Below are 13,003 nucleotides of genomic sequence, written 5' to 3' on the forward strand. Positions count from 1 at the left end.
ACGGGCTGATGGACACCCGACGAAATGGCCACTTCCAACTCCTACGATTAAAGGTTTTTTCCAGCAATGGGACATTATAAGTAACTCATAATCGCCTGCAAAGGCCGTATTGCCGCTGTATTCCCGGCGTATGATTAAAAGATTAATCATCGAGGCTATTCCATGTCTCTGAAACTATCACGGTGCTGGTCCGTCGGAATTCCAACTGTGCTTCAGCGCCGGCTTAACGGTTGGGGCCAAGCGGCCGTGGTTTCCTTGACGCGGTCATGGGCGACGGATAATATGGCCTGATGCTTTTACCGGAAGGCGAGCAGATGGCGCATTGTCAGCTAGAGCAGATCGAGCTGCTGGTTCTGGACGTCGATGGCGTGCTGACCGCGGGCGAGGTGATTCTGACCGACGCGGGCAACATGATCTATCAGTTCTGCACCCAGGACGGCTCGGGGATCAAATACTGGCATCGATGCGGCGGCAAGACGGCGATTATCACGGGTCGGGAATCGAAAGCGGTGCTGATCCGGGCCCAGCAACTCGGCATACAATATGTTTATCAGGCGGCTTTGAAGAAGATTGAGGCATACCGGCGTTGTCTGGCGGAGACCGGGGTGGACCCGGCGGCGGTGTGCTACGTCGGCGACGATCTGCCTGATCTGCCGCCGATGCGTTATTGCGGGTATCCGGTGGCGGTGGCCAACGCGGTCGAGCCGATCAAGGAGGCCGCTGCGTTTGTGACCGCGCGTTCGGGTGGCCAAGGGGCGGTCCGCGAGGTGATCGAGCGGATTCTGCAGGCCCAGGGCAAATGGTCGGGGATCCTCGAGGGATACCGCGACCAGAAGCTGTAACTCCAGAGACGGGAGTGCCTTATGTTCAGACGACTCAGCCTGGCGGCGATATCCCTGGCGATATTCGTCGGCCTGTACTTTCTCTATGTGACCCTGCTGGCCACCCCGCTGGAGGAACAGCAGGCCGCTGCGCCGGAGCCGGTGGACCTTGCGACGTTGGAGGCTTCGACCAAGCCAGCGGTGGCGGTGGGGCCCGGGCAGGACCTGGTCATGGGCGGTCAGGGGCAAAAATCGTGGATTTACCGCTGGACCGAGGGGAGGCTGCTCTATCAGTTCCGCGTCGACGCGTGGGAGTCTGTGGGGGACAATCGTTTTCAGCTGACCAATCCTGAGCTTCGCTACTTTTCCCGGAGCGGTGAGATCGTTCACGTCTCAGCCCCCGAGGGTCTGATCGAGGGCCGCCAGTCCAGCGACAATCAGCCGGAACCCCAGCGCGGCACCCTCAAGGGGAAGGTTCACGTCTTTATCGATCGGGGCACCGATCCGGAGCGCGGCGAGCCCGAGTTGCGGCCGGAGGACGTGGTGCACATCTGGCTCGACAGCGTCGATTTCGACCTGGAAAAGAGCATCATCATCAGCGACAGCCCTCTGCAGGTGGATTCGGACGAGGCTGAGTTGACCGGTCGCGGTCTGACCGTGCGGTGGAACGAGACGACGAACGAGCTCGAGGAGATCACCATCGCCGAGGGCGACAAGCTGATCTGGCGGATGGAGTCGGACATGCTCCAGATCGGCCTGCCCGGAAGCACGCCGAAGAAGAAGGGGCAGTCGGAAGCGGCTGCGGGCCTTTTGGGCAAACTCGCCGGGACGGCCGGCGTCGTCGCGCAGAAGGCGGGCCTGCCCGTCGGCGCGCCGCAGACCGCCCCGGCCGAGCCGCCTGAACCCCAACCCCAAGTCGAGGCTCAGTCGCCGGAGACCCTGCCCGCCCAGACCCAGCCGACCACCCAGCCGCGGGCGCGGGCGTTCGAGATCGCCTTCGGCAGCGACGTGAGCATCTTTAACTACGACGGGCCGAAGCTGGTCGGCAAGGCCACGTGCGACGAGTTGAATCTGGTGATCACCCGGATCAAGAAGTCGAAAACGGAGGAGGAGAAGGAAGAGTCCGAAAAGCCCCGGAAGCGCATCCCGCGCGACGGCAAGCGTCTGGAGATCTTCTGGAGCGGGCCGCTGGTGATGAAACCCGCGCCGCCTCCGGAGCCGGTCCGCAAGGGGATTCTCGTGCGGGCCATCGGACAGAGTCAGCCGGTGGACTTCGAGCAGACCGGCGAGGTGAAGCTGCGGTGCAAGAAGCTGGTCTACCAGGTCGCCTCGAAGCAGGGCGAGCTTTACGGGACGGCTGAGGAGCCGGTCAAGATTGAGGAAGGCGAAGGGCGCACCATCGTGGCCACCCGCATGTTCTACGACTACGAAGCGGGTCTGGCCCACGGCGAAGGGCCCGGTTACATGCAGCAGGTCAAGCCCGAGTCGCCGCGGCCCGGCCTGTCGGGCGTGGGCAACCTGACCTCGATGATGGCCAACGGCAAGAAGCGCATGGTCCTGTGGCAGGAAGGGTTCGTGTTGAACTTCGGCAAGTACCGCAAGTGGAGCGAGGGCGGCTGGAAGGATCAGCCGTATCTGGAGCGGGCCGAGTTTCGCGGGGCGGCCCGGATGAGCGAACCGTCACAGAACATGGCGGGCGAGTTGATCGTCATGGACTTTTTCAAGCCCGAGGTCCTTCCCGGGCAGGACGAGCCGAACCCGTCTCCGAGCACCGTGCATGTGGAGAAGAACGTCACGCTGCAGTCGGAGGATCAGCAGATTGACTGCGACGTACTGGACGTGACGTTCGTTCGCAGCGGCGACGAATCGGTTCCCTCGGTGGCTGAGGCCTCCGGCACGGTGAAGGTCCGGCAGGGCCAGCGGCTGGTCGAGGCCGATCAGATCGTCGCCCACATGGAGCAGGCCGCTATGGCGACGGCGACGCAGCCGGCCGCTGAGTCGCGGCCGGAGGGCCTGGCCCGCAGCGACGTCCGCATCAGCCGCTTCGAGGCGGAGGGCGACGTCCGGATGACCGATCCGGATGACGACCGCAAGGTCGAGTGCCGCAAGATCGACTGCCGCATCGGTCAGAACAACGTTCTGGAGTGGTGCTATCTGGAGGGCGAGCCGAAGGCGTGGGCCAGCGTGGTGTCGCGTGAGTACGCCATCGCGGGCCACACCGTCACGATGGACCTGACCACCGAGCAAGTGGACGTGCCGGGAGCGGGCGAACTCCAGTTCGTCTCGGAGCAGGACATCGAGGGCAGCCGGGTGCGGAAGGGCCAGGGCGTTCCGATTCTGATCAACTGGTCGGAGTCGATGCAGCTTCGCGGGACGGAGACGAACCAGGGCACGTTCCTGGGCGGCGTGACGGTACGCAGCCGCGACACGACGCTGAGCAACTGCGAGCGGCTGATCGTCGATTTCGAGCAGCGTCCCGAGGAGCCGAAGGCGGAGGAACCGGCGAGGCCCGAGCAGCCGGAACTCGAGAATCTCAAGCGGTTCTGGGTGTTCGCCCGCTCGCTCGGCGGCCGGCGTGAGGAGGCCCCGTCGGTCCAGCTTCCGGTGATGCGGAAGCAGCCCGTCTACATCCAGGCGTTTCCGAAGGAAGGCGAGCAGATCGAGGTGGTCAACGAGCGCCGTGAGGGCGAGACGGTGCTGAGTCGGGCCACTTTGTTCGGCCAGAGCGTGACGATCGATCTGGCGGCCCAGCGGCTCAACGTGCCGAGCCACGGCCGGCTGCTGATCGGCGACTTCGAGCGCGATTCATCCGGCGGCGGCCAGTCGGCCAGTCTCCGCGATCCCTTCGGCCAGGACCTGCGCAGCGGCGGGCCGTCGCAGACGGCGTTCGAGTGGCAGACCGGATTGACGTATCTGCTGGACAGCCGCGTCGCCATCTTCGACGGGGACGTTCGGATGGTCCACGTGGCCGACGAGAACCTGCTCAAATGGCTGAGCGCCGAACCGGCGCAGGGCGACGGGCAGGGCCAGCCCGTCAAGCCCGATCGTTGGGTCGATCTGACCTGCCAGATGCTCAAGGTCGAGTTCATTCGCGGCGCGTTCGGCGGTTCGGGCGGGGTGCAGGCCGGAGCGGCTGAGCTCAAGCAGATCGACGCGACGGGGACGGTCAAGCTCGAGGAGGGCCGTCGCACGGTCATGGCGCAGCAGCTTCGGTACGACGGCCCGAGCGACCTGATCGTCGTCTACGGGAGCAACATCGACCCCGCGTATATCATTGAGGAAAACCCGGAAACCGCCGAAGGAACCATGTGGAAGGGTCCGCGGGTCGTGTGGAACCGCCGCACCAACGAGATTCGCGCCCCGAAGTCGCAGGTCATCCGCATCGGCCAGTAGGTCCAAAGCCACAGACATGCACAAGCCCTTTCGAACCCGCCGTTACCTGGCTTCTTTTGACGCCGCCGCATTGCCGCAGGTGTTTACGGACTGCCTGATCATCGGCTCCGGCATCGCGGGTCTGCGCGCCGCGATCGAGGTGGGCAAGCACGGGCGCGTGACCCTGTTGACGAAGCGCGGCATCTTCGACTCGAACACCGCGCACGCTCAGGGTGGCGTGGCGGTGGTGTTGGAGGCGGACGAGAGCGACAACCTGGACCTCCACGTCGCCGACACGCTGAAGGTCGGCTGCGGCCTGAACGATCTTGACGCGGTGCGGCTGGTGGTCGGGCAGGGGCCGGACCGGGTGCGTGAGCTGATCGAGTGGGGGGCGCGGTTCGATTCGCACGGGGGCGAGCTGGATCTTGGCCGCGAGGCCGGGCACTCGGCTTCGCGGGTGATTCACGCCCACGGCGACGCCACGGGCCGGGAGATCGCGCGGGCGTTGCACCAGCGGCTTCAGGACCATCCCAACATTCAGATTCACGACAGTTACTTCGTGGTCGACCTGCTGACGGACGAAGGCCGGTGCCTCGGCGCGCTGGTCCACACCGAAGGGGCGGGGTTCCAGATCGTGCGGGCCAAGCAGACGATTCTGGCGACCGGCGGCTGCGGCCGCGTGTACCAGGAGACGACGAATCCGGAGGTGGCGACGGGGGACGGGATGGCCATGGCGTGGCGGGCCGGGGCGGTTTTGCAGGACATGGAGATGATGCAGTTCCACCCGACGACGCTCTACGTCGCCGGGGCGTCGCGGGCGCTGATCTCGGAGGCGGTGCGCGGCGAAGGCGGGTATCTGGTCGACCGCAACGGCGAGCGGTTCATGCCGGCGTATCACGAGGACGCCGAGTTGGCCCCTCGCGACGTGGTGAGCCGGGCCATCATCCACCACATGAAACAGACCGGGGCGCGGAACATGTTCCTCGACGTGCGGCACCTCGGCAAGCGCCGGTTCGCCACGCGGTTTCCGAACATCACCGAGTTGTGCGCCTCGTTCGGCATCGACGTCGGCAGCGACCTGATTCCGATCCGGCCCAGCGCCCACTACATGCTCGGGGGGGTGAAGGTGGACCTGGCGGCCCGGACCAGCATCGAGAATCTCTACGCGTGCGGTGAGGCGGCGTGCACGGGTCTGCACGGGGCGAATCGCCTCGCCTCGAACAGTCTTCTGGAGGGTCTGGTGTTCGGCTACATCGCCGGCTGCGCCATCGGCCGGGCGATTGCCGAACACGGCGAGCCGCTCCGGACGCTGACACTGACCGGCCAAGCCACCGAGCCGTCCAACGGCAAGCGGCTGGACCTCCAGGACGTCCGCAACAGCCTTCGGAGCATGATGTGGCGGCACGTGGGGATCGAGCGGAACGGCGAGGGTCTGGCCGAAGCCGCCGAGGCGATCGGGTTCTGGGGCAAGTACCTTCTCGAAAAGACGTTCGCCGACCCGTTCGGCTGGGAAGAGCAGAACCTGCTGACGGTGGCGTGGCTGATGGTCAACGCGGCGCGTCAGCGAACCGAGTCGCGCGGCGTGCATTTCCGGCAGGACTTCCCCGCGATCGACGATAAAAACTGGCTCACCCACATCCAGCAGAGTAGAATGCAGGATTTCGGACCCGGACCGATCGCGGGATAGGCGGTCGAACCGGACCGGCGCAGGCTGGATTTGACAGAAAGTGACGGGATATGCTGGCTGAACTGATTACGAAGAATCGCAACCAGACCAACTGGAAGTGGGCTGCGCTGCTGCTGGCGTCGGTGGTACTGCTGGCGGCGGTCTCCGCGTTCGGATCGGCCGGCGCGGAGGCGGAGGCGGAAGGGCACGGCCTGGCTGCGGTCAGTCCCAGCCTCGTCGAGATCAGCCGGATGGAGAACGGGTTGACGCTCAAGATCATGGTCATCATGCTGCAGGTCGCGGTGGTGCTGGCCGCGGCCAAGCTGCTCGGAGCGCTGGCGGAGAAGATCGCGGTTCCCGGGGTTTTGGGCGAACTGGCGGCCGGCATGGTCGTCGGACCGTTCGCGCTGGGCGCGTTGCTGCCGGTCTACGTTCACGGGCACTGGCTGCCGCTTTTTCCCGCTCCGCAGGTTGTCGAGGGCGTTTCGCAATGGCCCATTTCGGATGAGTTGTGGCTCGTGGCCCAGCTTGCGAGCGTGGTGCTGCTGTTCCTGGCGGGGCTCCACACGAACCTCAAGCAGTTCCTCCGCTACGTGGGTCCGGCGACGCTCAGCGCGATCGGGGGCGTGGTGTTGCCGTTCGTCTTCGGGGCCTGGGCCACGGCGTGGTTCATGGGCATTTCCTGGCACGACCCGAAGGCCCTCTTCATGGGGGCGATCATGGTGGCCACCAGCGTGGGCATCACGGCCCGCGTGCTGTCGGACATCAAGAAGCTGGACACCGCTGAGGGCGTCACGATCCTCGGCGGCGCGGTGGTTGACGACGTGCTGGGGATTCTGGTTCTGGCCGTGGTGGCCGCGATCGCCCGGACCGGCGAGGTTCACGTCGGTCAGATCGTGCTGATCGCGGTGAAGGCGGTCGGGTTCTGGCTTGGACTGACGGCGGTCGGGTTCGTTCTGGCGGAGAAGATCGAGGCGCTGTTCGAGCGGGTCCGGTACGCTGGGGCGCGGCTGGGACTGGCGCTGGCGTTGGCGCTGGTTTGCGCCGGGGTGGCGGAGATCTTCGGTCTGGCGTTCATCATCGGGGCCTATTCGATCGGGTTGGCGCTGTCGAAGACCCGGATGGCCCACCAGTTGATGGAAGACCTGACGCCGATCAACGACTTTATCGTGCCGATTTTCTTCGCGGCGATGGGCATGCTGGTGAACTTCGGGGCGATGGGCGAGGCGATCGGTCTGGGCCTGGTGATCTGCATCCTGGCGGTGATCGGCAAGATCGTCGGCTGCGGCGTGCCGGCGCTGGCGGCGGGGTTCAACCGGATCGGGGCGTTCCGGATCGGGATCGGCATGCTGCCTCGCGGCGAGGTGGCGCTGATCATGGCCGGCGTGGGACTGGCCGGCGGGTACATCGGCTCGTCGCTGTTCGGCGTCGCGATTCTGATGACCCTGGTCACCACGATCGTCGCGCCGCTCATACTGGTTCCGGCGTTCGCCCGCGGCGGCAGCGGCCTGCGAAAGAAGCCGGCACAGGCCGCTCCGGAAAAGCCGGAGAAGACCCTGAGCATCGACATGCCGAACGGGATCGGCCGCGCGGTCATCCGGGTTCTTTTGAACGTCGCGGCGGAGAAGGGCTACAAGCTGAAGCTCGACGAATCGGAGAAGGGCATCTACCTGCTCCAGAAGGACGGTCAGTTCGCCACCATCACCTTCCACGAGAACCGTCTGGTGATCCACAGCAAGGGCGACGTCGGCCAGGAGATGGAGCAGATTCTGGCCGCCACCGAGGACAACCTGATCGACGCGTGCGAGCGGCTCTATCCGGACGACCTCGCGCAGACCCCTCAGGTCTGAGCCGTCCCGGGCGCGACCGGTTGGCGGAGCCGGGTCGTTTGGCGTGACTTTCGCCCCATGGCGGAGTAGAATCCACGTTGGTTCCCATGGGCTATTGTCGTCATCGTCGATGGAGGTAACGCCATGACAACCGCGGATCAGGTCGCCTCGGCCAGAAAGCGGGCCGCCGACTTCCTCGCCAAGACGGGTTTCGTGCTGACCGCTGAGGAGAAGGCCAATATCGAGGTCGCCGACTTCGGCCTGGACGACCTGGAGCACTTCGGTCTGGAGATCGTGGTCTACGTCAACACCGAGCGCTGCTGCGCGAAGGAGCTGGTGATGTTCCCGGGCCAGATCTGTCCGGAGCATCGCCATCCGGCGTTCGACGGCAGTGCGGGCAAGGAGGAGACCTTCCGCTGCCGGTGGGGCGAGGTGTACCTCTACGTTCCCGGCTATGCCGCGCCGGACCCGAAGGCCGACGTGCCCGCGCAGCGCAAGGCGCACTTTACCGTCTGGAACGAGGTGGTGCTCCAGCCGGGCGAGCAGTACACGCTGTCGCCCAACACGCTTCACTGGTTCCAAGCCGGCCCGCAGGGCGCGATCGTTTCGGAGTTCTCGACGCAATCGCGCGACGATCTGGACGTCTTTACCGACCCGGACATTCAGCGGGTCTGATCCGGAGAGCACCGTGGCACGCCGAAAGAAGACCCGCCCCGTTTCGATTGGACCCGTGGTCATGGGCGGCGGCAACCCCGTCGTCGTCCAGGGCATGACCAACACGTTCACGCACGACGTCGATGCGACGGTCCGCCAGGTCAACGCGCTGGCTGAGGCTGGGGCGAAGATCGTTCGTGTGGCCGTCCCTGCGCGGAAGGACACCGCGGCGCTGCCGGAGATCCTTGGCCAGGTGGGCGTGCCGATCGTCGCGGACGTTCATTTTCACTATGAGCGGGCGCTCGAGTCGATCAAGGCGGGCGTGCACAAGTTGCGGATCAATCCGGGCAATCTCCGCGACAAAAAGGCGCTGGCTGAGGTGATCGCGGCGGCCAAGGGCGCCGGCGTCGCGATGCGGATCGGGATCAACGCCGGGTCGATCCGGCCGGTCGATGAGCTCGATGAGCGGATCAGTCCCAAGCAGCTTGTCGAGTTGATGCTGACCGAGCTGGCGGAGTACGTGGCGTTCTTCGAGTCCCAGCGGTTTGAGGCGCTGGTGCTTTCGGCCAAGAGTTCGGACGTGCTTCAGACCATCGAGCTTTACGAGGCGATGGCGCGTCGGTTCGACTATCCGCTGCACCTGGGCGTCACGCACGCCGGCACCGTGCTGACCGGTTCGATCCGGTCGGGCGTGGCGCTCGGCGTACTGCTTTACAAGGGGATCGGCGATACGATCCGCGTTTCGCTTTCGGGCGATCCGGTCCGTGAGATTCACGTGGCCAACGAGATTCTCGCCGATCTGGGGCTGGCCAAGCGTGAGCGGCCCGAGCTGATCGCCTGTCCGACCTGCGGCCGCTGCAACGTCGATCTGGTCAAGATCGCCGATCGCGTCGAGAAGCGACTGGCCGGGATCAAGAAGCCGATCCGCGTGGCGGTGATGGGCTGCATTGTCAACGGTCCGGGCGAAGCGGCGGACGCCGACGTGGCGCTGATCGCGGGCAGGGAGCACGGCTTTATCTACCGCAGCGGCCAGTGCGTCGCGAAGGTCCCGGCGGAGAATCTGGTCAGCGAACTGATCCGCCAGGTCAAGGAATTTTGAAGCAGGTGGTCGGGGCGTCAGGGGATCAGGAGGTCAGGAATTCGTAGCCACCTTGCGGACTCGTTTTGGCTGCTCAACGGTCACAGCAAGTGCTCTTCCATCCACGCCAGGGTCGCGGCGATCAGCGGTTTGGCCTTGCGGAAATCCTCGAACGAAATGATCTCGAAGGGTTCGGGATTCGTTTGGAACTGCTGATATGCGATCGTCTCGATGCCTTCGAGGCGGCACCGGGCCAGCCGATGGAGGCCGTCGAAGACGTGCCCTTCGGCTGAGAGGAGGATCGGGCATTGCAGGTCGGCCGCCTGGATTCGCCTCATGTGGCCGACGACGTTGGCGATGGTGGGCGAACACGCCTCGCCAAACCACGCGTCGACGTCCAGGTTGAAACGCGCCGTCGAGGTCTCCCGCACCGGCAGCCCTTCCGCCGCCGCCAGCAGACCCGGCACGTGCCATTTGTACACCAGTTCGCCGAACTTCCGGGCGATCGCCATGCGTTGCTCCAGAGTGTCATTGAGGGCGTGTCGTTACGCGTTCGTTTCAGGCTTCGTTGGGCTCAGTTGTTCCATGATTCCCGCCGCCCTCGCATGGGCGTCGGTCAGGAACTCGCGTGCGTCGAGCCGGGCCTGCGGATCAGGAACCACCTCCAGCATGACCGGCCCGCGGTAGGAGTCGGCTGGGAAGCAAGCGATCAGGGCCTGCCAGTCGACGATGCCGTCGCCCGGCAGGGTGTGGTCGTCGCGTTGGCCGTGATTGTCCGAGAGATGAACCGTCACCAGCCGATGGCCCCATCGCTTCAGGATGCTCAGCGGAGGGGTTCCCTTTAGGAAGTCGTGCGATGAGTCGTAGCACAGTCCAAGGCTCGGCAGGTCGCAGCGGGACAGCAGAAAATCCACGTAGTCGGGCCGGTTGGTGTTTTCGATGGCCAGCACGACGCCCTGCTCGCCGGCTTGATCGACGAGTCGGCGAAGGCGGTCCAGCCCGGCCTCCCCTGCCGGAGGCGGGTTCAGCCCCTGAGTCACGTGGGCGACGAGAATGGGGATGCCATGGCGCCGACAGAAATCGATCGCCGTGCTGTAGGAGCCGAAGACATCGTCGTTGTCGGCGTCCGTCCACAGGCTGTTGCAGCCGAGGTATTCCGCGTGAACGTTGTCGATCCTCAACCCGCACCGCTGGGCCAGTTCCGGCATCCGATCGGCCTGCGACGCGGCCACCATGGCCTCGACAGGACCCAGCCACAGACAGGTGCTGGCGAATCCCGCCGCCGCGATCATCTCCAGACGCTCCGAAAGGGGCAGATCGTAGCCGAACCACGCATAGATGCCCAATTCTCGCATTCAAAGCCTCCGTCGCATGTGTGCTTCCGGCCTTGGCTTCGGGAGATTTCGGTGGGCGGCGCCCACCCTATGACGCTCACTCCACTTCTTTTCTCAGCGGGATCGAATCGGATGCGCCGGGTCGGGTGACGCAGATGGCGGCGGCGCGGCAGCCGAGGGCGAGGGCTTTGGCTGGGTCGTTGCTTTGGGTCAGTTCGGCCAGGAAGTAGCCGATGAAGGTGTCGCCGGCGGCGGTGGTGTCGACCGCTTGGACCGCGGCGGCCGGCTGGTGAAGCTGGCGGTCGGCGTCGAAGTACATCGCGCCCTGGCGGCCCAGCGTCAGGACAGTCGCGGCGCGGGGGAACCGCGTGCGCATGGCGGCGCGGATGGCATCGGCTGACGATTCGCCGGTCAGTCCCTGGGCTTCGGTTTCGTTGAGGATGAACAGGTCCACCGCGTCCAGCGGATAGTCGCGGACGGCGGCGGTCATCGGGGCGGGATTGAGTACGACCTTCAGGCCGCGCCGTTTGCCGATCTGGATGGCGTTTGCCACGGCGCTGGTTTCGTTCTGGAGCAGCAGGTAATCGCCGGCTGAGCACGACACAGCCGCCCGGTCGATCGCCTCCTGGGTCACCTGGTGGTTCGCCCCGGCGAACAGCACGATCGCGTTTTCGCCGCTGGGCGCGACCTGGATGATCGCGTGTCCCGTCGGCCCGTCCGTCACTTCCACGAATTCGATATCGACCCCTTCACGCGAGAGCCGATCGACCAGCCACGCGCCGTCCTTGCCCACCATGCCCGCATGGCGGACCGCCGCGCCGGCGCGGCCGAGGGCGATCGACTGGTTGAACCCCTTGCCGCCCGCGAAGACCTGGTACCGGCTGCTCGCCAGCGTCTCGCCCGGGCGCACGAAGTGCTCGACCGCATAGACGTGATCCACGTTCATCGACCCGATGTTCAATATCCGCATCGCCTGTCTCCATCCGGCTTACGACCAAGCCATCGTTTCTTCCGGCTTGTTACGTCTCTTCGGCCTCCGCGTCCAGTCTTTTCCTCAACAGCGTGACGTCGGGCTCCGACCATCCCAGCGACCGGTAGAACGGCTCCGCGGTTCGCCACACATCCGAAAACAGGACGGGACAGCCGCGCCGCCTCAACTCGCCCTCGATGTGTCGAACAAGCTCCTTTCCGATCCCGCGACTCCTCGCCGTCTTGTGGACGATGAGTTCACTCAGGTATGCCCGAAAGCCGCAGTCGTGGGCACAGGCGAACCCGAGTATCTCCGACCCGTCGTCCCAGACGACCGCGAGTGTTCCGGCCGAGGCAAGAGCAATCCGCAGAGCGTCCGGCCGGCTGTCGCACTTCCAGAAACCCGGTTCGGACCGCATCAACCGCCCGATCGCAGGAATGTCCTTTTCCGTGGCGTGCCTGATCATCATTCCTCCACATCCGCCACACGCATTTCGGCACGGGCTGTGTCCGCTGCTTCTCCGCGTTTCCGCGGGGTTCCCTTCCTGGTCGCTATCGCAAACAACTCCCACGACCTTGCCAGCACGTCCCGCGAGAGTTCCGCAGCCAGGTGCGCCGCAACTGACTTCGCCACATCCTGGTCGAACAGCCCTTCCACGTGCACCGGGTGGATGGCTTTGACCGCCAGCGAATGCCGCTGGCAGAAGGACATCAGGCTCTCGGGCGAGAAGAAATGCCAGTCAAAGCCGTCTCCACCGCCGCGAACGACCTCCGTCCGCTCCGTTCGCTGTTGCGGACCCAGCAGATTGCGGACCGAGAAGCCAAGAACGCCGCCTGGACGAAGCACGCGCCTCAGTTCCGCGATCGCGGCTCTCGGGTCGCCGCAGTCTGAGATGACGGTTCCGCCCGCGATGACGCCGTCGAACGACCCATCCGCCAACGCCGGAACGCCCCGGATGTCGCCCTCGATGAACACCGCCCGGCTGGCCAGTTCACCCACGTCCCGCTGCGCCCGCTCCAGCATGGCCGGCGACACATCGACGAATGTCACGCGATGTCCCTCAGCCACCAACCGCCGACCATGAAACCCCGGCCCGCAGCCCGCATCGAGCAGATTCAGGTCCAGCCGCTTCGGCAGAGCCCGACGGAAGTGCTCCAGTTCCACCGCCACCCCAATCGCCCGGCCGTCCGCCCGCGACAGCGACTCCGCGTACTGGGCCGCGCGAGCGTCCCAAGCCGTCCGGATCGCCTCTGGACTGTTCATTCCGAATACCATCTTA

General features: G+C 65.3%; 11 protein-coding genes. 6 read left to right on the top strand and 5 right to left on the bottom strand.

Annotated features, from left to right (window positions below):
- Positions 1 to 314: 314 nt before the first annotated feature.
- From GXY33_13620 to ispG, 6 genes are all read left to right on the top strand, one after another.
- A complete protein-coding gene (locus tag GXY33_13620) occupies positions 315 to 842 on the top strand; it encodes an HAD hydrolase family protein (protein NLX06172.1) in 528 nt (175 codons plus the stop codon).
- Positions 843 to 863: 21 nt separating this feature from the next.
- Positions 864 to 4,214, top strand: a complete 3,351-nt coding sequence (locus GXY33_13625; GenBank protein NLX06173.1) for a hypothetical protein — start codon at positions 864 to 866, stop codon at positions 4,212 to 4,214.
- Between the two features lie 16 nt (positions 4,215 to 4,230).
- Positions 4,231 to 5,880, top strand: coding sequence for an L-aspartate oxidase (gene nadB / locus GXY33_13630; protein ID NLX06174.1), 1,650 nt, complete (start codon positions 4,231 to 4,233; stop codon positions 5,878 to 5,880).
- 50 nt (positions 5,881 to 5,930) lie between these two features.
- Positions 5,931 to 7,709 carry a cation:proton antiporter gene (locus GXY33_13635; GenBank protein NLX06175.1) on the top strand — a complete coding sequence of 593 codons (1,779 nt, stop codon included), beginning with the start codon at positions 5,931 to 5,933 and terminating at the stop codon, positions 7,707 to 7,709.
- A 123-nt stretch (positions 7,710 to 7,832) separates the two neighbouring features.
- The gene (locus tag GXY33_13640; GenBank protein NLX06176.1) at positions 7,833 to 8,363 is read left to right on the top strand and encodes a D-lyxose/D-mannose family sugar isomerase; all 531 of its coding nucleotides are present in this window, start codon (positions 7,833 to 7,835) and stop codon (positions 8,361 to 8,363) included.
- A 13-nt stretch (positions 8,364 to 8,376) separates the two neighbouring features.
- Entirely contained in the window at positions 8,377 to 9,441 is a 1,065-nt protein-coding gene (gene ispG, locus GXY33_13645) for a flavodoxin-dependent (E)-4-hydroxy-3-methylbut-2-enyl-diphosphate synthase (protein ID NLX06177.1), read from the top strand.
- Between the two features lie 80 nt (positions 9,442 to 9,521).
- On the opposite strand, the gene GXY33_13650 is transcribed toward ispG, so the two are convergent.
- The 5 genes from GXY33_13650 to GXY33_13670 form a co-directional block, all read right to left on the bottom strand.
- Positions 9,522 to 9,932: a hypothetical protein gene (locus tag GXY33_13650; GenBank protein ID NLX06178.1), complete on the bottom strand. Its 411-nt coding sequence runs from the start codon at positions 9,930 to 9,932 to the stop codon at positions 9,522 to 9,524.
- A gap of 33 nt (positions 9,933 to 9,965) precedes the next feature.
- Entirely contained in the window at positions 9,966 to 10,775 is an 810-nt protein-coding gene (locus tag GXY33_13655; GenBank protein NLX06179.1) for a sugar phosphate isomerase/epimerase, read from the bottom strand.
- Positions 10,776 to 10,851: 76 nt separating this feature from the next.
- Positions 10,852 to 11,724, bottom strand: coding sequence for a ribokinase (locus GXY33_13660; GenBank protein ID NLX06180.1), 873 nt, complete (start codon positions 11,722 to 11,724; stop codon positions 10,852 to 10,854).
- A gap of 49 nt (positions 11,725 to 11,773) precedes the next feature.
- Positions 11,774 to 12,190, bottom strand: a complete 417-nt coding sequence (locus GXY33_13665; protein NLX06181.1) for a GNAT family N-acetyltransferase — start codon at positions 12,188 to 12,190, stop codon at positions 11,774 to 11,776.
- Positions 12,190 to 12,987, bottom strand: coding sequence for a class I SAM-dependent methyltransferase (locus tag GXY33_13670; GenBank protein ID NLX06182.1), 798 nt, complete (start codon positions 12,985 to 12,987; stop codon positions 12,190 to 12,192). Before GXY33_13670 ends, GXY33_13665 begins: the two co-directional genes overlap by 1 nt.
- Positions 12,988 to 13,003: the final 16 nt, after the last annotated feature.

The organism is Phycisphaerae bacterium (assembly GCA_012729815.1).
GTDB lineage: Bacteria > Planctomycetota > Phycisphaerae > JAAYCJ01 > JAAYCJ01 > JAAYCJ01.